General features: G+C 53.9%; 24 protein-coding genes. 9 read left to right on the forward strand and 15 right to left on the reverse strand.

Annotated features, from left to right (window positions below; translation table 11 throughout):
• Position 1: 1 nt before the first annotated feature.
• The 3 genes from ACMGG3_RS04250 to ACMGG3_RS04260 all read right to left on the reverse strand — a co-directional run bounded on the left by ACMGG3_RS04250 (position 2) and on the right by ACMGG3_RS04260 (position 2758).
• Positions 2 to 376, reverse strand: coding sequence for a MysB family protein (locus ACMGG3_RS04250; protein ID WP_020884694.1), 375 nt, complete (start codon positions 374 to 376; stop codon positions 2 to 4).
• 84 nt (positions 377 to 460) lie between these two features.
• Positions 461 to 1690 carry a multidrug efflux MFS transporter MdtG gene (mdtG, locus tag ACMGG3_RS04255; protein ID WP_032681267.1) on the reverse strand — a complete coding sequence of 410 codons (1230 nt, stop codon included), beginning with the start codon at positions 1688 to 1690 and terminating at the stop codon, positions 461 to 463.
• A 141-nt stretch (positions 1691 to 1831) separates the two neighbouring features.
• Positions 1832 to 2758, reverse strand: a complete 927-nt coding sequence (locus ACMGG3_RS04260) for a Kdo(2)-lipid IV(A) acyltransferase (RefSeq protein WP_014169534.1) — start codon at positions 2756 to 2758, stop codon at positions 1832 to 1834.
• Between the two features lie 223 nt (positions 2759 to 2981).
• On the opposite strand from ACMGG3_RS04260, the gene ACMGG3_RS04265 reads away from it, so the two are divergent.
• Positions 2982 to 4031, forward strand: a complete 1050-nt coding sequence (locus ACMGG3_RS04265; protein WP_020884692.1) for a rhodanese-related sulfurtransferase — start codon at positions 2982 to 2984, stop codon at positions 4029 to 4031.
• Between the two features lie 41 nt (positions 4032 to 4072).
• On the opposite strand, the gene ACMGG3_RS04270 is transcribed toward ACMGG3_RS04265, so the two are convergent.
• The 9 genes from ACMGG3_RS04270 to mdtH form a co-directional block, all read right to left on the reverse strand.
• Entirely contained in the window at positions 4073 to 4651 is a 579-nt protein-coding gene (locus ACMGG3_RS04270) for a YceI family protein (RefSeq protein WP_414149615.1), read from the reverse strand.
• 1 nt (position 4652) lies between these two features.
• Positions 4653 to 5219, reverse strand: a complete 567-nt coding sequence (locus tag ACMGG3_RS04275; RefSeq protein WP_032670551.1) for a cytochrome b — start codon at positions 5217 to 5219, stop codon at positions 4653 to 4655.
• Positions 5220 to 5447: 228 nt separating this feature from the next.
• Positions 5448 to 5561 (reverse strand): DUF2770 family protein, encoded by a 114-nt coding sequence (locus tag ACMGG3_RS04280; RefSeq protein WP_032670549.1) that lies wholly within the window; start codon positions 5559 to 5561, stop codon positions 5448 to 5450.
• A 59-nt stretch (positions 5562 to 5620) separates the two neighbouring features.
• Positions 5621 to 6739 carry an N-methyl-L-tryptophan oxidase gene (gene solA / locus ACMGG3_RS04285; protein WP_032681266.1) on the reverse strand — a complete coding sequence of 373 codons (1119 nt, stop codon included), beginning with the start codon at positions 6737 to 6739 and terminating at the stop codon, positions 5621 to 5623.
• 116 nt (positions 6740 to 6855) lie between these two features.
• Positions 6856 to 7110 (reverse strand): biofilm formation regulator BssS, encoded by a 255-nt coding sequence (gene bssS / locus ACMGG3_RS04290; RefSeq protein WP_008500827.1) that lies wholly within the window; start codon positions 7108 to 7110, stop codon positions 6856 to 6858.
• A gap of 272 nt (positions 7111 to 7382) precedes the next feature.
• A complete protein-coding gene (dinI, locus tag ACMGG3_RS04295) occupies positions 7383 to 7628 on the reverse strand; it encodes a DNA damage-inducible protein I (protein ID WP_020884687.1) in 246 nt (81 codons plus the stop codon).
• A 74-nt stretch (positions 7629 to 7702) separates the two neighbouring features.
• On the reverse strand, positions 7703 to 8749 hold the full coding sequence (gene pyrC, locus ACMGG3_RS04300) for a dihydroorotase (protein ID WP_032677867.1): 1047 nt from the start codon (positions 8747 to 8749) through the stop codon (positions 7703 to 7705).
• Between the two features lie 126 nt (positions 8750 to 8875).
• Positions 8876 to 9436, reverse strand: coding sequence for a lipoprotein (locus ACMGG3_RS04305; RefSeq protein WP_020884685.1), 561 nt, complete (start codon positions 9434 to 9436; stop codon positions 8876 to 8878).
• A gap of 124 nt (positions 9437 to 9560) precedes the next feature.
• Positions 9561 to 10769, reverse strand: a complete 1209-nt coding sequence (mdtH, locus tag ACMGG3_RS04310; protein WP_014169547.1) for a multidrug efflux MFS transporter MdtH — start codon at positions 10767 to 10769, stop codon at positions 9561 to 9563.
• A gap of 236 nt (positions 10770 to 11005) precedes the next feature.
• Between mdtH and rimJ the strand changes: the two genes are divergently transcribed.
• The 4 genes from rimJ to murJ all read left to right on the forward strand — a co-directional run bounded on the left by rimJ (position 11006) and on the right by murJ (position 14902).
• Positions 11006 to 11590 carry a ribosomal protein S5-alanine N-acetyltransferase gene (rimJ, locus tag ACMGG3_RS04315; protein ID WP_013097146.1) on the forward strand — a complete coding sequence of 195 codons (585 nt, stop codon included), beginning with the start codon at positions 11006 to 11008 and terminating at the stop codon, positions 11588 to 11590.
• A 9-nt stretch (positions 11591 to 11599) separates the two neighbouring features.
• A complete protein-coding gene (locus tag ACMGG3_RS04320) occupies positions 11600 to 12250 on the forward strand; it encodes a YceH family protein (RefSeq protein ID WP_414149616.1) in 651 nt (216 codons plus the stop codon).
• A gap of 2 nt (positions 12251 to 12252) precedes the next feature.
• A complete protein-coding gene (locus ACMGG3_RS04325; protein ID WP_025204464.1) occupies positions 12253 to 13176 on the forward strand; it encodes a Gfo/Idh/MocA family protein in 924 nt (307 codons plus the stop codon).
• A 190-nt stretch (positions 13177 to 13366) separates the two neighbouring features.
• Complete coding sequence (gene murJ, locus ACMGG3_RS04330; RefSeq protein WP_414149617.1) at positions 13367 to 14902, forward strand: murein biosynthesis integral membrane protein MurJ; 1536 nt, start codon at positions 13367 to 13369, stop codon at positions 14900 to 14902.
• 59 nt (positions 14903 to 14961) lie between these two features.
• Here murJ and flgN read toward each other — a convergent pair whose 3' ends face one another.
• From flgN to flgA, 3 genes are all read right to left on the reverse strand, one after another.
• Entirely contained in the window at positions 14962 to 15387 is a 426-nt protein-coding gene (gene flgN, locus ACMGG3_RS04335) for a flagella biosynthesis chaperone FlgN (RefSeq protein WP_025204463.1), read from the reverse strand.
• 4 nt (positions 15388 to 15391) lie between these two features.
• Positions 15392 to 15685: a flagellar biosynthesis anti-sigma factor FlgM gene (gene flgM, locus ACMGG3_RS04340; protein ID WP_014169554.1), complete on the reverse strand. Its 294-nt coding sequence runs from the start codon at positions 15683 to 15685 to the stop codon at positions 15392 to 15394.
• Positions 15686 to 15778: 93 nt separating this feature from the next.
• Positions 15779 to 16438 (reverse strand): flagellar basal body P-ring formation chaperone FlgA, encoded by a 660-nt coding sequence (gene flgA / locus ACMGG3_RS04345; protein WP_153852261.1) that lies wholly within the window; start codon positions 16436 to 16438, stop codon positions 15779 to 15781.
• 157 nt (positions 16439 to 16595) lie between these two features.
• Here flgA and flgB point away from each other — a divergent pair, with 157 nt between their 5' ends.
• Genes flgB through flgE form a run of 4 tightly spaced genes read left to right on the forward strand, consistent with a single transcriptional unit; the run spans position 16596 to position 19377 of the window.
• Positions 16596 to 17012, forward strand: coding sequence for a flagellar basal body rod protein FlgB (gene flgB, locus ACMGG3_RS04350; protein ID WP_414149618.1), 417 nt, complete (start codon positions 16596 to 16598; stop codon positions 17010 to 17012).
• 3 nt (positions 17013 to 17015) lie between these two features.
• Positions 17016 to 17420, forward strand: coding sequence for a flagellar basal body rod protein FlgC (gene flgC / locus ACMGG3_RS04355; RefSeq protein ID WP_013097138.1), 405 nt, complete (start codon positions 17016 to 17018; stop codon positions 17418 to 17420).
• Between the two features lie 11 nt (positions 17421 to 17431).
• Positions 17432 to 18142 carry a flagellar hook assembly protein FlgD gene (gene flgD, locus ACMGG3_RS04360; protein WP_014169557.1) on the forward strand — a complete coding sequence of 237 codons (711 nt, stop codon included), beginning with the start codon at positions 17432 to 17434 and terminating at the stop codon, positions 18140 to 18142.
• Positions 18143 to 18168: 26 nt separating this feature from the next.
• The gene (flgE, locus tag ACMGG3_RS04365) at positions 18169 to 19377 is read left to right on the forward strand and encodes a flagellar hook protein FlgE (protein WP_414149619.1); all 1209 of its coding nucleotides are present in this window, start codon (positions 18169 to 18171) and stop codon (positions 19375 to 19377) included.
• Positions 19378 to 19381: the final 4 nt, after the last annotated feature.

Below are 19381 nucleotides of genomic sequence, written 5' to 3' on the forward strand. Positions count from 1 at the left end.
ATTAACGCTCATCCCACTCATCGGCTGCGGTCTGTCCTTCTTCCGTATCCAGCGGTGGCTCGAGCTGAAATTCGCCCTCATCCCACTCGTGCAGGGTGTTTTCTTCAAGCCATTCCTGCCGTAGTTCGATTTCGTCATAGTCGCCATCAAAGACGGCCTGCGCACCTTCTCCGCTCAGGACCGGCAAACATTCTCCTTCCTCGCCATCATCAGCAAAGAATTCGGCCTGCCACATAATATCCCCGTCCTGCAGAACGTATTTCTGGATATTAAGTTGTTGCACGTCAGCATTTTCTTCCTCAACGCCGGGATTATCGGCGAGGAACTCTTCACGAGCGGCATCAATAGCTTCTTCCAGTGTGGCGTACATGGTCATTGGTGTCTCCCTGTTTTCCTGAAGGTTTCAGGGAAAGAATAGCTGAATATCGGGTTCTGCAAGTATGAATGCAAAAATAAGCTGTCACGCGTTCGTCTTATTAACGACCGGTCGTAAAGCCCTCGATAAACTGAACCACGAATAAATCGCATTAAACAGCACCACGCCCGCGGTGACGATAAACACGGCGCGGAAACCAAAACTGGCGGAAATTCCGGCTCCGACAAGCGGTCCGGTGACGTTGCCGATATCGCGAAATGACTGGTTATAGCTAAAAATGCGGCCGGCTATCTGGTTCGTTGAGTTGTACACCAGCAGGGTCTGAACCGCAGGCAGTAACGCGCCGTCTGCCGCTCCCAGTAAGAAGCGCAGCAGGCCAAGCTGCCATGGTGCTTGTACCATCGACATCGGAATGAGGAGCAGAACGGAAATCACCAGGGCGCATATCAGGATTTTTTCCGGGCCCACGCGGTCCCCCAGTTTTCCCAGCCTCGGGGCGCTGAGCAGCGCTGCCACGCCGGGCACCGACGCGATAAGCCCGCTGATAAACGCAATATTACTGACGTCACCGGCCAGATCACGAACGTAGAGCGTCAGAATAGGGGCAATCGACCCGGTTGCTACCTGAATAATCAGGGTCGTGACGAACAGGCTTAGCACCAGCCTGGGATTTTTAAGCGAGGTCAGCACATCCCGTGCGTGGAGCATCTCTTTTCGGGGGACCGGGGTGAAACGTTCACGGATACAGAGCAGCGTGACGATAAAGCAGAGAAAAAGGACGCTGGCAGTAATGAAAAAGACCGGACGCAGGCCGTAGTTATCCGCCAGCAGCCCGCCTGCCAGCGGTCCCAGCAATGCGCCGCTCACGCCTCCGGTGGAGAGCGTGCCGAGCGCCCAGCCGCTTTTGTGTCGCGGAATTTGGGTGGCAATGAGCGCATTTGCGTTAGGAATAAAGCCCCCCAGCAGACCCAGTAACGCGCGCAAAATCAGAAATTGCCAGACGTTCTGCGCAAGGCCCATCAGCGCCATGATGATGGCCATCCCCAGTGCCGAACGCAGCAGCATGATCTTTCGTCCTTTGCGATCGGCAAGGCCACCCCAGAAGGGCGAAGCAATCGCGGAAAAGAGAAAGGTGATACTGAAGACCAGGCCAGACCACATATTGAGTGCACTGTGACCGGTGACGCCAAGTTGTTCAACGTAAAGCGGCAGGAAGGGCATCACCAGGCTAAACGCCGCACCGGTGAGAAAACAGCCAAGCCACGCAACCGTGAGGTTACGCTTCCAGTTTATGGGGGCATCTGAGGGTGACATAACAATCCGCATAATGAGGTGCAAAGCACCATAGGCCTGAAGTAATAAGCCTGCTAAGTATGCGCCTGGGTTATGATCGCTGCAATGCGGAGGCGCTTTTAAAGCTAAATGAGCGTGCGGCCCTGATGGCCGCACGGAAAATTAATAGCGCGACGGCATACCCTCTGGCCGTGTTTTGAAGCGACGATGGAGCCACATATACTGCTCCGGCGCGAGCATGATGCATTTCTCAACCACTCTGTTCATCCAGCGAGCGGTCGTTTCCGCATCGTCCAGCGGCGGCGCGAGTTCCGGCTCGAGCATCATTAACTCGTAGCCTGAGCCATCCGGCTTGCGACGCGGGACAAACGGGACGATCGCGGCTTTGGACATTTTCGCCAGCATCCAGGTACCGGTGGTTGTGGCCGCCTCTTCAACGGCGAAGAACGGGACAAATACGCTGGATTGTGGGCCATAATCGTGGTCAGGGGCATACCAGATCACTTCACCTGATTTCAGCGCGCGGATCATCCCCTTCAGGTCTTTACGGTCGATCATACTTTTGTTGGAGCGCATACGGCCGTTGGTCTGGATTAAATCGATCACCGGGTTATCGTTAGGGCGATAAACACCAATACCGGGTGCCTGCATGCCAAACATACGCGCACCGATCTCCAGCGTCAGAAAATGCACGCCAATCAGCAGTACGCCTGTCTTATTGGCCTGAAGCGTATGCACAGGCTCCATACCTGTCCCGGTGACTTCACTCCAGCGGGCCATCCGTTTGTCTGGCCAGAACCATGCCATACCGGTTTCCATCAGCCCCATGCCAACGGATTCGAAATTCCTGGTAACCATCTCATGACGTTCCGCCTCGCTCATCTGCGGGAAGCACAGCTCAAGGTTGCGGTAGGCAATCCTGGCGCGGCGTTTCATGAATTTTTGACCAATACGGCCCACACATTTGCCCACACGGAAAATCACAGGGTAAGGGAGTTGGACCATCAGCCATAAAAAACCAATGCCAAGCCAGGTCAACCAATAGCGGGGATGCAAAAGGGCGACAGTAAATTTCGGTAACTGGGTCATGTCTTTCCTGTGTTCTAACGTCCTGTTTAGCTATTGTCTCATTTTTTGAGGCGTAGCCAAAATGTCTGTCTTCGAAACGTGTACGAATGCAGCAATTGTTAAGTCTGACTAACTAGGGGTGTGTGAAATGTAGCGTAAATTGTGTGGATGTAAATTGTCATTGTTTGCTATATGATGCCGACCGATTTTTCATTCTCTCTAACGATTGCAGGACTTGTACACCATGCCAGTGTTACACAACCGCGTTTCGAATGAGATGTTAAAGGCGCGTATGTTGGCTGAAACCGAACCGCGCACGACAATCTCATTCTACAAATACTTTACCATCAACGATCCACAAGCGACCCGCGATGCGCTTTATCAGGCCTTCACGACGCTGAATGTTTTCGGTCGCGTCTATCTTGCCCGTGAAGGCATCAATGCCCAGATCAGCGTACCGGAAAGCAAAGTAAACGCCTTCCGCGACCTGCTTTACGGGTTCGATCCGGCTCTCAACGGTGTACGCCTGAACATTGCCCTGGATGATGACGGTAAATCATTCTGGGTACTGCGCATGAAAGTGCGTGAACGCATTGTCGCGGACGGTATTGACGATCCGGCGTTTAACGCCGCTGATGTCGGGGAATACCTGAAAGCGGCGGAAGTGAATGCGATGCTGGACGATCCGGATGCGGTGTTCATCGATATGCGTAACCATTATGAGTACGAAGTGGGGCATTTCGAAAACGCGATGGAAATTCCGGCTGATACCTTCCGCGAGCAACTGCCAAAAGCGGTTGAGATGATGCAGGAACATAAAGATAAAAAAATCGTGATGTACTGCACCGGCGGGATCCGCTGTGAGAAGGCCAGTGCCTGGATGAAGCACAACGGGTTTAATAAGGTCTGGCACATTGAAGGCGGCATTATTGAGTACGCCCGCCGTGCCCGTGAGCAGGGTTTACCGGTCCGTTTTATCGGTAAAAACTTTGTCTTTGACGAACGAATGGGCGAGCGTATTTCAGAGGATGTGATTGCCCACTGTCACCAGTGCGGTACGCCGTGTGATACCCATACCAACTGCAAAAATGACGGATGTCATTTGCTGTTTATTCAGTGTCCGGCCTGCGCCGAGAAATTTAACGGATGCTGCAGCGAACTGTGCAGTGAAGAGAGTATGCTGCCGGAAGAGGAACAGCGCCGTCGTCGTGCAGGACGGGAAAACGGTAACAAGATTTTTAATAAATCCCGTGGCCGTCTGAACACCAAACTGGGTATTCCCGACCCTGAATAAGGCTGATGCCCGGCAGTGTGAAAGCCTGCCGGGCGTCGCTATTATGACTTCTGCTGAACGCCTTCAACGGAAATAATCAGTTCGACATCCTGAGAAGCAGGGCCCAAATCGGTAGTAATATTAAAGTCTTTCAGGTGAATTTTACCTGAGGCTTCAAATCCGGCACGTTTACCCCCCCACGGATCGTCACCCTGGCCCATTAATTTTGCATTCAGCGTAACCGGTTTTGTCACGCCGTTGAGCGTCAGGTTGCCGGTAATATCCAGCTTATCGCCATCTTTTTTCACTTCCGTGGAGGTGAAGGTGGCCTGCGGGAATTTAGACACGTTCAGGAATTCCGCACTGCGCAAATGTTTATCGCGTTCTGCATGATTGGTGTCGACACTGTTGGTATTAATGGTCACGTTGACTTTATCGGCGGCAGGATTTTTTTCGTCAAAGCTGAATGTGCCGTCAAAATCATTAAAGGTGCCATACAGCCAGCTATACCCGAGATGCTGAATACGGAAATTGACGAAAGCATGTTGGCCCTCTTTATCAATTTTATAGTCAGCAGCAACGGCTGAGCCGGTGGTAAATAACAGAGAACCCAGTGCGATACCCAGCAGGTGTTTTTTCATTTTAAGCTCCAGAGTCAACTGACGAGCGGCCAAGCATGCGCTTTAGCGTATCGTCTTTATCGATGAAATGATGTTTAAGGGCGGCAAGCCCGTGCAGCACGGACAGGATAACCACGCTCCATGCCAGCCAGAGGTGAATCACCCCGGCAATATCGGCCTGTGATCCCGCATCGGCAAGCGTTGCCGGGACATCAAAAATGCCAAAAACGCTTATTGGCTTACCCTCTGCTGTCGAAATGAGATAGCCGCTGATCAGAAGAGCGAAGAGCAGCGCATAAAGCGTAATATGCGCGGCAACAGCGCTGATACGGGTAAATTTACTGTGGGTCTTTGGCGCGGCAGGCGGCGGTGAAATGTGTCGCCAGATCACGCGAATAACCAGCCCCATCATCAGCAGCACGCCGATGCTCTTATGCAGCTCCGGGGCCTGGTGATACCAGCCATCGTAATAGCTGAGCGTCACCATCCAGAGGCCAAGTCCGAACATGGCATAGACCGCAATAGCAAATATCCAGTGCAAGCTTATGGATATTATTCCATAGCGCCGGGAGGTGTTACGCAATTGCATCAGGATTACCATTATCAAATAAACAGAGCAGTAAAAATGAACGGGAAGGAATGATATTGCAACTGAAATAAGTCGATATTGATTTTTATTTTATTTATTTCAGCGGTTTTGAAAATGATCCGCAAAGGTAATTCAATGTCTTCGTGCAAGACTTAACAAAGGGCTAATTGAGGAATTGTTCTAACTTAAGCAAATATAAAGTAATGTCAATAAATGTCAGGCAGGCTTTCAGTAAAATACAATGTAAATAAAATCAATGATGGCCAGCAGCGCCCACAATAAGATATAGAGCATCAAATGCTCACGAATATTATTGATGAGAAAACCCACAACTTTGCGCATAGCGCCCCGCAAACCGTTACAAGAAGAGGGGCTCCGGAACGTCCGAAGCCCGTGGTGGATTATCCGTTAAAACGTGAAAGAGAGAAGGGCTTCAGATCAAACTGCGGTGTAATACCCTGGGCAAACTGCGCGGCAATTTCACCCAGAACCGACGCGAACTTAAAGCCGTGACCGCTCAGACCGGTGATGAGCAATGTGTTCTCATGCCCGGGCAGCGTATCGATAATAAAGTCTTCGTCCGGCGTGTTGTCGTAGGTGCATGCCGCGCCATAGAGTAAGCCACCGACGCCCGGCAGAATATTTCGCAGGAACGAGAAGGCTTCAGAGCCATCCTGTGGGTAGGCGCCAAACGGTTTACGTTCTTCAGGAGAGGAGATAATTTGTCCCCCATTGTGTTTCCCGATTTTGAGCGCGTCTTTATCCGAAGGGAAGCCGTAGAACTGATCGCCGTTGGGTAACTCGCCGGTGAACGCCGGGAATTTATTCTGCGTACTGTAACGGCCATCAGACTGGAACCAGGAGAAGACCTTGCGCACCGGCTGTACGGGCAGGTCTGGCAGCAGACGGGTTACCCAGGTACCTGCACTGATGAGCAATCGGGAGGCCGTGTACTCTCCGTCCAGGGTTGTCACCGTGACGCCGTCAGCGTCATGCTTAATGGCCTCGACCGGACAATTGAAAAGCTGGGCGCAGCCTGCTTTCGCGGCCAGCGCTATCCAGGTTTTTATTGCTGTTTCGCAATGCAGCACGCCGGAATGGGCTTCAAAGAGACCAACATAATCGTCCGGGACGGTGATTTCCGGCCAGCGTGACATGATCCCCGCCGCGTCGAGCTTCTCAACGTCCAGGTTAAATGTCTTCGCGCTGCGTTCGACGCTGGCGAGAAAATCAGAGCGGGCAGGACCAAGGTTAATGATGCCCGTGCGTTCGAAAATGCGCTCCTCAGTCTGTTTAGCCAGTTCGTCCCAGAGCGCTTGCGCGCGAAGTACCAGCGGGACATAGCGCTCGCCTTCACCATAGGCGTGACGAATGAGGCGAGTATCGCCATGATGGCTTCCCTCTGAATGAGGGGGAAGATGGGCATCTATCATCAGAACCTTGAGGCCAGCCTGGGTGGCATAATATCCGGCGGCAGAACCAACGGAGCCGCTACCAATAATAATCAGATCATATTTCATGGGCATCTCTTAAACTAACGCTTTGTTAGCAGAGTAATTAACATCGGGGGCTTATACAAGGGAGAAATAAATAAGGCACCCCGAGGGTGCCTGTAGAGTGAAAAGTGGGCTAAACGCTAATGCCGTTTATACTCATTTTCCTGGTAGTCGCCAGATTCTATTTTTGCGATGCCTGCTTCCAAAATAGAAATAAACTGACGGGCGACGTCTGTCGTAAGCCACAGCGTCTGTCCAACTTCCGCTTCTTCACGGTTCAGCTGATTTGGGGTCTGGTAGTGCAAACGCAGCATCAGTGCATCGTAGCTGTCTACGGTACTGATATCCCAGCCAACGAGTGGGTGGGTCTGGATGACTTCGCTATTCTTTTCCATTATAACCCCCATAATGCGTGTTAGAAGACAACGACTTCGAGGTTCAATGCATGTTTTTCTGAAGCAACTTCAGTATACAAGTAATAAGGGTTCCTAAGGGAAAAATAAACAGCTAGCAACACATTTTTCTGCTTTTTAGGATTGTTCGAACAATAAAACACCATGTTGTTCACGATTTTTAAAGAAGTTGCCGAATTAATTTGAACTTTCTGGATTTTCAGGCGAAAAAAAGCCGGGGCGACCCGGCAAAAAAACACAATGAGGGAGCAGTGTTAATCTGTGATGAACCAGTCGTCGGCGCTTTCCCACGTTTCCTGCAGGATTTCGGTGATACGCGCTTTATCTTCTTTCGCGCCGCCAATGACGGAGAGGTTGTTTGCGGCCGCGTAACGGACCGTTACGGCACCGTCGTTTTCGGGAAAGGTGTTGTTAATACGACGGGATAATTCGCCTGCAAGCGCATCAAGCGCGCCGGCAGGCAGAACGGTAGTTTTGGCTATGGTGACTTCAATACGCATAAATGCCCCCTGTGTAATATACTGTTTATTTATACAGGTATATTATCGGTTTGACAACAAGGGGCACTGATTTTTTAGCGTTTTACCGTCCAGCGAACGGTTTCACCTGCCAGGAATGGGATCAGCGTGTCATCGGTCAGTGGAATGGCTTCCTCAACCTGGCTCTCTTTACGTTCCAGCTCAATGAAGGTCTCATTGACCGGCAACCCATAAAAACGGGGGCCATTGAGTGAGCAGAACGCCTCGAAATGCGGCAGGGCATTCATCTCTTCAAACACGGTTGCATAGCTGGCGAGAGCAGTTGGGGCATTAAAGCAGCCCGCACAGCCGCAGCTTGCTTCTTTGCGATGACGCGCATGAGGTGCGGAATCCGTGCCCAGAAACGCGCGAGAGAAACCGCTGGCAACCAGTTCGCGCAGCGCCTGCTGGTGAATGTTACGCTTGAGGATCGGCAGGCAGTACAGATGCGGACGTACACCGCCAACCAGCATGTGGTTACGGTTAAACATCAAATGCTGTGGCGTGATGGTGGCGGCGATAAGCTCGTTACCGTCGCGGACATACTCCGCGGCATCTTTGGTGGTGATGTGCTCGAAGACCACTTTGAGCGCGGGAAGGCGCTGACGCAGGGGCTCCATCACGGTGTCGATAAAACGGGCTTCACGGTCAAAGATGTCGATCTCGGCATGCGTGACTTCACCGTGAACCAGCAGCGGCATACCCAGTTTCTGCATACGCTCCAGTACCGGCATGATGGCATCAATGCTGGTAACGCCGTGGCTGGAGTTGGTGGTGGCATTGGCCGGATAAAGTTTCGCAGCGGTGAATACGCCTTCGTTAAACCCGCGCTCCACTTCGTTTGGATCCAGGGAATCGGTCAGGTAGCAGGTCATCAGCGGGGTGAAATCATGGCCCGCCGGGACGGCATCCAGAATGCGCTGGCGATACGCCATTGCGGCATCGACGGTGGTGACTGGTGGCACCAGGTTAGGCATGACAATCGCGCGGCCATAAATTTCGCTGGTATAAGGCACGACGGTTTTGAGCATATCGCCATCGCGCAGATGGATATGCCAGTCGTCAGGGCGGCGGATTTTAAGAACCTGGGGTTGTGCAGTCATGGAAGCTCCGGCTTGTCAGGAATCAGTCATTCGGATGGCTGTTTTTGCCGGACACAAATCATAAGCGGAAACGTTTTCGTTTGCACACTTTTCCGTAAAAAAAAGGGCGCCTCGGCGCCCTACGGGTTAATCAGTGAAGGGAATAATGATTTCTCCCGGTTTCACCTCTATCCCTTTAGCATACTTTTTCGCAAGCGCTTCACCCTTGCTCTTGTCTTCACTTAAGACATAGGCTGGCTGCTGATTAAAATAGTTACGCAGCGACTGATTCAGATAAGGCATCAGGGTTTGCAGCACAGATTTCATCTTGTCCGGCGTGACTTCCGCATCGACGACTTCCATCTCCTGCAGGTAAATAGCCCCTTTCTCTTTGTTAAAGACTGGCAGCGCTTTCAGCTTCAGCTTGATATTGGCTTTCTGGTTGCCGAAGAGGGAGGTCATATCGAGGTTTGCATCCCCGTTCAGCGTCACTTTGTTTGGCTCTTCACGTCCTATCTGGCTGGTCAGGTTACTGAGGACGATATGCGCATCGGCAAGCCCGGGCACGCCGATGTCTTTTGAAAAGTTGTTATGTTTTTCCAGCGCCTGATTAATTTCCTGTTCACTGACGGTGTATTGCGTAAGCTGGTTACAGCCCACCAGCAGACCGCTGACAATGAATGCAGCGGCAATGACAATTTTCTTCATAGTGTTCCTCAACGAAAAATCGGCGCTTCTGTCCTGTTACGTCAGTATGTCAGTGTGAAATGGCAGAAACCAGCAGAAAAAACTGAGAAGTGAGGCGGGAGCGACCTCCCGCCAGAGGGAAGGGCTACGCGCCCGGTTCGAGCATGCCGCTTGCGCTGCGCTTCTGGCTGAACTGCCACCAGAGGGCCAGCAGCGTCATAAAGCCCACCGCGCCGAGCATCATCCACGGCAGTTCCGGTTGATTCAGCGCTTTGCCTGCATCAAACAGCCAGCCGCCGCCGGCGTAACCCAAAGCCCCACCAAAGGCCAGACCGAGTCGGCTGAACCCCATATAGCTGCCGCGGGCACGCGCATCTGCAAGCGAGGCGCTCAGCGTCTCACGAGCCGGCTCGGCGATGATAGAGCCGATATAGAAGGTGCAAATCAGCGTAAACAGCTGCTGGAGAGAATTCACCAGACCGATGGGCATCATGCTCAGTGTCATTAAAAACAGCCCGGCCATCAGACGATGCTCTAGGCGAAAACGCCGTTCACTCCAGCGGGCAATCGGATAGAGCAGCGTCAGCGAAAGCGCGGCTTCGATGGCGTACATCCATTTCACGGCGGCCGGGGTTCCCGCAATATCATTGACCATGATAGGCAGCATCAGCATCACCTGCACGGCAAGCATGTAGTAACCCGTCAGGGTCAATACGTAGGTGACAAAACGTTTGTCGTGCAGGACGCGGCCCAGCCCTTCGCGTACCGGCGCTTTCACCGTCGACAATTTCCATGCTGGCAGATACAGGCCATTAAAGAGGGCGCACAGAATAAAGAGCACCGCGCCAGCCGCGCAGACCAGACGGAAATCGTACTGCAGCAACCAGCTCCCCAGAAGCGCGCCAATTACCGCGCCCGCGCTGTCCTGCATCATCAAAATCGAGAAGAAACGTCCGCGGTGCTGCGGGCGAATTAACTTCACCACCAGCGCGGTGCGCGGCGGGTCAAACAGGGTTCCGCCGATCCCGGAGAGAAAGCAGGAGAACCACAGAAGCCAGGGCTCATGGGCAACCGCCATCGTGGCAAAGCCTGCCGCACGAAGCAGCATACCGGTCACAATCATCGGTTTCGCGCCGAAGCGGTCAGCAATGGCGCCGCCAAACACCCCAAGGCCTTGCTGGACAAACTGGCGTAACCCCAACGCGATGCCAACCATCAGCGCCGCCCAGCCCATTTGATCGACAAAGCGGATCGAGATAAGAGGAAACACGACAAAAAAGCCGAGCACGACCAGCATGTTATCGACTAGCAGGAAATATTTACCCAGGCTCCTCGCCTGTGATACGCGGGACATTTTCCCTCCAGGGAAAACAGGATGGTGAGCACGCTAACATTCTGCGGGGTTACTGCGCGTTTTCCCACCCCTGGGCGTGACAATATTTTTTTATCAAAAGAGCGCTTTGATAGAGAGTTCTCATCGAAAAATGTGAAAAGAGGTCAAAATGGTATGTCACTGTTTTCACAGACGGCGCAGGCACAGGTATAGTAAAGCTACTGGGTCAGCAGAAGTGACGGGAAGGAGTGGTATCGATGTTTGGCTATCGCAGTAATGTGCCAAAAGTGCGTCTGACAACGGACAGGCTGGTCGTTCGTCTGGTGCATGAGCGTGATGCCTGGCGTCTGGCGGATTATTACGCCGAGAATCGCCAGTTTTTAAAACCCTGGGAACCCGTTCGGGATGAGAGCCATTGTTACCCATCCGGCTGGCAGGCGCGCCTCAGTATGATTGCGGAATTTCATAAGCAGGGAAGTGCGTTTTATTTTGCGCTGCTGGATCCTGAAGAAAAAGAGATCATCGGCATCGCCAACTTTTCAAACGTCGTGCGCGGATCGTTTCACGCCTGCTACCTCGGCTACTCCATCGGTCAGAAATGGCAGGGGCAGGGGCTGATGTATGAAGCATTAACGGTGGCGATCCGTTATATGCAACGCACGCAACATATCCATCGTATTATGGCGAACTATATGCCGCATAATCAGCGCAGCGGTAATTTGCTGGCGCGTTTAGGGTTTGAGAAAGAGGGTTACGCCAAAGACTATCTGCTGATAGATGGAGAATGGCGCGACCATGTCCTCACGGCATTAACCACCCGGGACTGGACAGCGGGTCGCTAAGGAGAAGAGATGAAATATCAGTTAAGCGGTGCAGAAGCGCGCGTCGTCGGATGCCTGCTGGAAAAACAGGTCACGACGCCGGAGCAATATCCGCTCTCTGTCAACGCCGTCATGTTGGCCTGCAACCAAAAGACCAACCGCGAGCCGGTAATGAACCTCAGCGAGCATGACGTTCAGGATGTGCTGGATGAACTGGTGAAACGCCATTATCTGCGCACCGTCAGCGGCTTCGGAAACCGCGTCACCAAGTACGAACAACGTTTTTGTAATTCCGAATTCGGCGACCTGAAGTTGAGCGCCGCGGAAGTGGCGGTGATCACGACCCTTTTACTGCGCGGGGCACAGACTCCCGGCGAGCTGCGCACACGGGCTTCCCGTATGCATGAGTTTGCGGATATGCAGGAAGTGGAACAAACCCTGGAAGGGCTTGCAACCCGCGAGGATGGCCCTTACGTGGTGCGTCTGGCACGCGAACCGGGCAAGCGTGAGAGCCGCTATATGCATCTCTTCAGTGGTGAGGTGGATACCGCGACGCTGGCAACGGAACAAGAGCCCTCTGTTGTCAGCGGCAGCCTGACGGCGCGCGTGGACGCGCTGGAAGAGGAGGTCGCTGGGCTGAAGCAGCGCCTGGACGCACTGCTGGCACATTTGGGAGATTAACAGTGAAAAAATTACGTGTAGGCGTGGTGGGGCTTGGCGGTATTGCACAAAAAGCCTGGTTACCGGTATTAGGCGCGGCAACGGACTGGACGCTTCAGGGCGCGTGGTCACCTACCCGCGAGAAGGCTGAACGCATCTGCGCAACCTGGCGGATACCATACGCCGCTTCGCTGTCTGATCTTGCCCGCGAGTGCGATGCGGTATTTGTGCATACCTCAACGGCAACGCACTATCAGGTGGTCAGCGAACTGCTGAATGCCGGTGTTCACGTCTGTGTGGATAAGCCCCTGGCGGAGAACGTTCAGGATGCCGAGCGACTGATAGAGCTGGCGGCACGCAAGAACCTGACGCTGATGGTGGGCTTTAACCGCCGCTTCGCTCCGCTTTATCAGCAGCTGAAGGCACAGCCGGGCGCGCTGGCCTCTCTGAGGATGGATAAACACCGTACCGACAGCGTCGGGCCAAACGATCTGCGCTTTACGCTTCTCGATGATTATCTGCACGTGGTGGACACGGCGCTCTGGCTGACAAACGGCCAGGCTCAGCTGAAAAGCGGGACCCTGATGACCAACGATCTGGGCGAGATGGTCTACGCCGAGCACCACTTTGCGCTGGAACATCTGCAGGTGACCACCAGCATGCATCGTCGTGCGGGCAGTCAGCGGGAGTTTGTCCAGGCCGTCACTGACGGTGCGCTGTATGACATCACCGACATGCGGGAGTGGCGTGAAGAGAAGGGCAACGGTGTGGTCACGCTTCCGGCGCCGGGCTGGCAGAGCACTCTGGAGCAACGCGGCTTCGCGGGATGCGCCCGTCACTTCATTAGCTGCGTGCAAAATCAGACGGTTCCGGAAACAGCCGGTGAACAGGCCATCATGGCGCAACGCATCGTGGAACGGCTCTGGCGAGAGGCCATGAGTGAATAACCCTCTGTAACATCTGCCGATAGTAATTCCCTTAAATCCGGGTAGACTAAGCGCCGATTGTTGGTTTCGCCGGGAGGCTTTTCGCTATCCGGCCTGCAAATCCGAAGGCCTGCGCAAGCGCAACGCCGTCGGGCATTCATTACGCCTGCTCTGCAGGCGTTTTGCCGTATGGTTGTGGAAATTCACATTAATGAACTTATTAAAATCGCTGGCAGCCGTCAGCTCGATGACCATGTTTTCTCGCGTACTGGGTTTTGCGCGTGATGCCATTGTGGCAAGGGTTTTTGGTGCTGGGATGGCAACGGACGCCTTTTTCGTCGCGTTCAAACTGCCGAATTTATTGCGCCGTATTTTTGCTGAGGGCGCTTTCTCGCAGGCCTTCGTTCCAATTCTGGCGGAATATAAAAGCAAGCAGGGCGAAGATGCTACGCGGGTGTTTGTCGCCTACGTCTCCGGGCTGCTGACGCTGGCGCTGGCTATTGTGACAGTCCTGGGGATGCTGGCTGCGCCCTGGGTGATTATGGTGACCGCGCCGGGGTTTGCCGACACCGCTGATAAATTTGCGCTTACCACCCAGCTGCTGCGCATTACCTTTCCTTATATTCTGTTGATCTCGCTGGCCTCGCTGGTGGGGGCAATCCTCAATACCTGGAACCGCTTCTCCGTTCCGGCGTTTGCGCCGACGTTTTTGAATGTCAGCATGATCGGCTTTGCCCTGTTTGCCGCACCGCATTTCAACCCGCCGGTACTGGCGCTGGCCTGGGCGGTGACCGTGGGCGGCGTCCTGCAGCTGGCATATCAGCTGCCGCATCTGAAGAAAATTGGCATGCTGGTTCTGCCGCGCATTAATTTCCGTGATGCCGGCGCAATGCGCGTCATGAAGCAGATGGGACCTGCAATCCTCGGGGTTTCTGTCAGCCAGATCTCACTTATCATCAATACCATCTTTGCCTCTTTCCTGGTGTCCGGTTCGGTCTCCTGGATGTACTACGCTGACCGTCTGATGGAGTTTCCTTCTGGCGTACTGGGTGTCGCGCTGGGGACGATTCTGCTGCCGTCGCTCTCTAAAAGCTTTGCCAGCGGCAACCATGATGAGTATTGCCGCCTGATGGACTGGGGCTTACGCCTCTGTTTCCTGCTGGCACTGCCAAGCGCGGTGGCGCTGGGGATCCTCGCGAAACCGCTGACCGTCTCGCTGTTCCAGTACGGTAAATTTTCAGCCCATGATGCGTCCATGACTCAGCAGGCGCTGGTGGCGTACTCGGTGGGATTGATGGGGCTGATTGTTGTTAAAGTGCTGGCACCAGGGTTCTACTCCCGTCAGAACATTAAAACGCCGGTGAAGATTGCCCTGGTGACGCTGATGATGACCCAGTTGATGAACCTGGCGTTTATTGGCCCGCTGAAGCACGCGGGTCTGGCTCTGTCTATTGGTCTGGCGGCCTGTCTGAATGCCGGGCTGTTGTACTGGCAGCTGCGTAAGCAGGATATCTTCACGCCGCAGCCGGGCTGGGCGAGTTTCCTTGTGCGACTGGTTATCGCGGTGCTGGTGATGGCAGCGGCGTTGCTCGGCATGATGCACGTGATGCCGGAGTGGTCGCTCGGCACCATGCCTTATCGTCTGCTGCGACTGATGGCCGTGGTGGGTGTTGGGGTTGTGGCTTACTTTGCCACCCTCGCCGTGTTGGGCTTCAAAGTGAAAGAGTTTGCCCGCCGTACGGCATAAACGCCAAAAGGGGAGTTCACCTTATGGTGCTCCCCACTGCTTGATTTGTCGCTTATGCTTCAAATCGAAATCTTTTTCCCGCCCGTAATACGGGCCGTCGCTGTCTGACCATCCGCACCGTACAGCCCGGTTTCTTTATGCGGCTTTAACACCTCAAGCGCTTGCTGATTACGCTCTATCTGACCTTCAAGCAGCCAGCCGTTATGCTGGTTGAGATCGCGAAGGTGCTGGGTTTTTTCTGTAATAGTTTGCCAGCGCTCAACGATATCGTCGTTAGCACTGCGCTTAGGATCCTGCTCAGCGCGACGTTGCTGCTCAAGGTAATCCAGCGTCGCCAGAAGCGAGCTTTTGTCTTCAGTAATACGCTGCAACGCGCTGCCGTTGATGTGACCGGAAGAGAGGTGCTGTTGCTCAGCGTCCATTACCGTTTTCAGGTCGTTCAGGACAACCGTCATTTGATCCAGTATTTCTGACAGTCGACTCATACGGTTAGTTACTCTGTAAGAAACTCTGCGCTTCCTGAATCAGGGCGTCAGCAATTTTGCTGGTGTCCATTTTCAGCTCGCCGTTACGAATAGCCGTTTTCAGCGCTTCAACGCGTTCCATGTTGATATCGTTGCCGCCTGGCTGCATCAGTTTTGCCTGGGCATCGCTCAGGGTTACGCTGGTGCTGTTAGACGTTGACGGTTTTTCCAGACGCGTTTTCTGCGGCGTAGCGTCATTCGTTTCGCGAGGTTGTACAGCGCTTACCGGCTTCAGGGCTGATGTACGATCAATGCTCATAGTGTTGTCCTCATCGAGGGTTCGCGGCGTTGGCGCCTGACATCATCAATAGTTGAATATTTATCGGCAGCTGCAGCGAAATCTTTAAAAAGATTATAGGTTAATCAGAATATTCCCATCAGAATCGACGGTTCCGCTAACCACCTGCCCTGAAGACATTCTGACGCGGGCATTTTGCGCTACCGCGGCATTGTTTAACGCTTTCCCTTCACTGTTGATACTGAAGCCATCTCCATTGGCCACCACCATCACCTGTTGACCCGCCTTGACGCGCCACGCCTGGCGCAGCATCGATAGCTGTATCGGCTGACCCGGTGCGACATCACGCAGGCTGACGGCGTCCTGCGCCTGGTTAATTTCAAGCATTGTCCGTGGCGGCAGCTGATCCAGACGGCCACGTTTCAACGTCACGCTGTTGGCCTGCAGTGCGGTACCCCGGGCAATGGGGACAGCGGCGACAACATAATTGCCTGTCGCCTGGACTGCAACCTGTAAATACCGTTTTTCGTTGGCGCAGCGTGCCAGCACGTTCACGTTTCCCCACAGTCTGGTGGTGCCGGTCACGGTAAATGACGGCTGCTCACAGGAGGGATACAGATTTGGTGGCGTGCGTACCGTGACGACAACTTCATCGCTAAAGCCCGCCAGCTTCTGGGCAAAAAAGGTGTTTAGCTGATCCTGTAAACCATCCGCCTGCACCAGGGGGCTAAAAAGCAAGAAAGCTGCCATCAGGCCACGTTTTAACGTTTGCATCGCAAGTTCCACCGTTTCCAGAATTGAGTGAATTCTACCTGCAGTGGTTTTTCATCAACGCAATAAATAGCGACGCATTTTGCGCTTATTCCGTCGATAAGGCGGATGGGTTGAGATTTAAGCTGTGAACTGAAATTTTGCCATCAGCGGAGGAGACATGCTCGATAAACTCGACGCCGCGTTACGTTTTCAGCAGGAAGCGCTCAATTTACGTGCCCAGCGGCAGGAAATTTTAGCCGCCAATATCGCTAACGCCGATACGCCAGGGTATCAGGCGCGCGATATTGATTTTTCCAGTGAGCTTAAAAAAGTGATGGAGCGTGGACGCGCAGAAGGGAGCAGTGTCGCGCTCGCGCTGACCTCCTCACGTCATATTCCCGCTCAGACGATGACCGCACCAACGACCGATTTGCTTTATCGCATTCCCGACCAGCCTTCACTCGACGGTAACACCGTGGACATGGACCGGGAGCGTACACAGTTTGCCGATAACAGCGTGAAGTACCAGACAGGCCTGACCGTTCTCGGCGGACAAATCAAAGGCATGATGAACGTCCTGCAGGGGGGCAACTGATAAATGGCCTTGCTGAATATTTTTGATATCGCCGGCTCGGCGCTTACCGCGCAGTCCAAACGTCTGAACGTAGCCGCCAGTAACCTGGCGAACGCCGACAGCGTGACCGGACCAGACGGTCAGCCTTATCGTGCGAAACAGGTCGTCTTTCAGGTCGATGCGGCGCCAGGCGCGGCCACCGGCGGTGTGAAAGTCTCTGATGTGGTTGAGAGCCAGGCACCGGACAAGCTGGTGTATGAGCCTGGCAACCCGCTGGCGGATGCGAACGGTTACGTAAAAATGCCTAACGTGGATGTGGTGGGTGAGATGGTGAACTCCATGTCGGCGTCACGCAGTTACCAGGCAAACGTCGAAGTGCTTAATACCGTGAAGAGCATGATGCTCAAAACACTCACTCTCGGCCAGTAAAGGAGACATGCATGTCCATCGCCGTAAATGTGAATGATCCCACGAACTCAGGTGTTAATGGCGCCAAAAGTTCGACGGGTTCCAACGCCCTGACGGGCAGTAACGCGTCCGATCTGCAGAGCAGCTTTCTGACGCTGCTGGTGGCGCAGCTGAAGAACCAGGATCCCACCAATCCGATGCAGAACAACGAGCTGACCACGCAACTGGCGCAGATCAGTACCGTCAGCGGCATTGAAAAACTCAACACTACCCTTGGCTCCGTTTCCGGTCAGATTGACAACAGCCAGTCTCTGCAGGCTGCGAATCTGATTGGTCATGGGGTGATGATCCCGGGGACCACGATCCTTGCCGGCACCAGCACTACCGAGGGGACGTCAACCACGACCACCACGCCGTTTGGCGTTGAATTGCAGCAGCCGGCTGACAAAGTGACTGCGACGATCAGCGATGCGAGCGGGGCAGTGGTACGCACCATTGAGATTGGTGAGCTGAAGGCAGGCGTACACACCTTTACCTGGGACGGCAGCCTGACCGACGGCACGAAAGCACCAAACGGTTCTTACAAAGTGGCGATCAGCGCCAGCAACGGAACCACCCAACTGGTGGCGCAGCCGCTGCAGTTCGCGCTGGTTCAGGGCGTGATTAAAGGCGCCGGCGGTAACAAACTGGATTTGGGTACCTCGGGTACCACCACGCTCGACGAAGTTCGGCAGATTATCTAAGCCTTAACACTTATCAGGAGTAAGTCATGGCCTTTTCTCAAGCGGTCAGCGGCCTGAATGCTGCGGCCACCAACCTGGATGTCATTGGCAACAACATCGCCAACTCCGCGACCTATGGTTTTAAATCCGGTTCTGCCTCATTTGCAGATATGTTTGCCGGTTCCAAAGTGGGTCTGGGCGTGAAAGTTGCGGGCATCACTCAGGACTTTACCGACGGTACGACGACCAACACCGGTCGTGGTCTGGACGTCGCCATCAGCCAGAACGGTTTCTTCCGTATGGTCGATTCCAACGGCTCTGTGTTCTACAGCCGTAACGGTCAGTTCAAACTGGACGAAAACCGTAACCTGGTGAACATGCAGGGTCTGCAATTAACCGGTTATCCTGTTGCAGGTACCCCGCCAACGGTTCAGACCGGCGCTAACCCGCAGGCGATCAATATCCCAACGACCTTGATGGCGGCGAAATCCACCTCCACCGCGTCCCAGCAGATCAACCTGAACTCTACTGACACCGCGCCAACCACGGCCTTTGATCCGACCAACCCTGACAGCTACAACAAAAAAGGGACGGTGACGGTCTTTGACAGCCAGGGTAATGCGCACAACATGAACCTGTTTTACGTTAAAGACGCGACTCCGGCAAACTCCTGGAAAGTCTATGCCCAGGACGGCAGCGTTGCAGGAAGCACGCCATCCCTGGCGACCACGCTGACCTTCAACACCAGCGGCGTACTGATCGGCGGCGGCAGCATCAATATCACTACCGGCACCGTTCCAGGTGCAACGCCAGCCACGTTTGCGATGAGCTTCGCCAATTCCATGCAGCAGAACACCGGCGCGAATAACATCGTGGCAACCAACCAGAACGGTTACAAACCGGGAGACCTGGTAAGCTACCAGATCAACGACGACGGCACCGTGGTGGGTAACTACTCCAACGAACAGACCCAGGCTCTGGGCCAGATCGTGCTGGCTAACTTCGCCAACAACGAAGGTCTGAAGTCTGAAGGCGATAACGTCTGGTCTGCCACCCAGTCTTCCGGCGTGGCGCTACTGGGTACCGCGGGCTCCGGTAACTTCGGTACGCTGACCAACGGTGCGCTGGAAGCGTCTAACGTGGATCTGAGTAAAGAGCTGGTGAACATGATCGTCGCGCAACGTAACTATCAGTCGAACGCGCAGACCATCAAAACCCAGGATCAGATCCTCAACACGCTGGTTAACCTGCGTTAAGCGG

The organism is Enterobacter sp. BNK-18, assembly GCF_047456135.1.
Classification (GTDB): Bacteria; Pseudomonadota; Gammaproteobacteria; order Enterobacterales; family Enterobacteriaceae; genus Enterobacter; species Enterobacter ludwigii.

Bases quoted from the DNA above. Each gene is read 5' to 3' on its own strand.
- flgE (WP_414149619.1), top strand. From the start codon at position 18,169: ATGGCCTTTTCTCAAGCGGTCAGCGGCCTGAATGCTGCGGCCACCAAC.
- ACMGG3_RS04305 (WP_020884685.1), bottom strand. From the start codon at position 9,436: ATGAAGAAAATTGTCATTGCCGCTGCATTCATTGTCAGCGGTCTGCTG.
- pyrC (WP_032677867.1), bottom strand. From the start codon at position 8,749: ATGACTGCACAACCCCAGGTTCTTAAAATCCGCCGCCCTGACGACTGG.
- solA (WP_032681266.1), bottom strand. From the start codon at position 6,739: ATGAAATATGATCTGATTATTATTGGTAGCGGCTCCGTTGGTTCTGCC.
- ACMGG3_RS04320 (WP_414149616.1), top strand. From the start codon at position 11,600: ATGAAATATCAGTTAAGCGGTGCAGAAGCGCGCGTCGTCGGATGCCTG.
- ACMGG3_RS04275 (WP_032670551.1), bottom strand. From the start codon at position 5,219: ATGCAATTGCGTAACACCTCCCGGCGCTATGGAATAATATCCATAAGC.
- mdtH (WP_014169547.1), bottom strand. From the start codon at position 10,769: ATGTCCCGCGTATCACAGGCGAGGAGCCTGGGTAAATATTTCCTGCTA.
- flgB (WP_414149618.1), top strand. From the start codon at position 16,596: ATGCTCGATAAACTCGACGCCGCGTTACGTTTTCAGCAGGAAGCGCTC.
- flgA (WP_153852261.1), bottom strand. From the start codon at position 16,438: ATGCAAACGTTAAAACGTGGCCTGATGGCAGCTTTCTTGCTTTTTAGC.
- rimJ (WP_013097146.1), top strand. From the start codon at position 11,006: ATGTTTGGCTATCGCAGTAATGTGCCAAAAGTGCGTCTGACAACGGAC.
- ACMGG3_RS04270 (WP_414149615.1), bottom strand. From the start codon at position 4,651: ATGAAAAAACACCTGCTGGGTATCGCACTGGGTTCTCTGTTATTTACC.
- ACMGG3_RS04265 (WP_020884692.1), top strand. From the start codon at position 2,982: ATGCCAGTGTTACACAACCGCGTTTCGAATGAGATGTTAAAGGCGCGT.
- flgN (WP_025204463.1), bottom strand. From the start codon at position 15,387: ATGAGTCGACTGTCAGAAATACTGGATCAAATGACGGTTGTCCTGAAC.
- bssS (WP_008500827.1), bottom strand. From the start codon at position 7,110: ATGGAAAAGAATAGCGAAGTCATCCAGACCCACCCACTCGTTGGCTGG.
- ACMGG3_RS04260 (WP_014169534.1), bottom strand. From the start codon at position 2,758: ATGACCCAGTTACCGAAATTTACTGTCGCCCTTTTGCATCCCCGCTAT.
- flgM (WP_014169554.1), bottom strand. From the start codon at position 15,685: ATGAGCATTGATCGTACATCAGCCCTGAAGCCGGTAAGCGCTGTACAA.
- murJ (WP_414149617.1), top strand. From the start codon at position 13,367: ATGAACTTATTAAAATCGCTGGCAGCCGTCAGCTCGATGACCATGTTT.
- ACMGG3_RS04280 (WP_032670549.1), bottom strand. From the start codon at position 5,561: ATGCGCAAAGTTGTGGGTTTTCTCATCAATAATATTCGTGAGCATTTG.
- ACMGG3_RS04250 (WP_020884694.1), bottom strand. From the start codon at position 376: ATGACCATGTACGCCACACTGGAAGAAGCTATTGATGCCGCTCGTGAA.
- flgC (WP_013097138.1), top strand. From the start codon at position 17,016: ATGGCCTTGCTGAATATTTTTGATATCGCCGGCTCGGCGCTTACCGCG.
- dinI (WP_020884687.1), bottom strand. From the start codon at position 7,628: ATGCGTATTGAAGTCACCATAGCCAAAACTACCGTTCTGCCTGCCGGC.
- flgD (WP_014169557.1), top strand. From the start codon at position 17,432: ATGTCCATCGCCGTAAATGTGAATGATCCCACGAACTCAGGTGTTAAT.
- mdtG (WP_032681267.1), bottom strand. From the start codon at position 1,690: ATGTCACCCTCAGATGCCCCCATAAACTGGAAGCGTAACCTCACGGTT.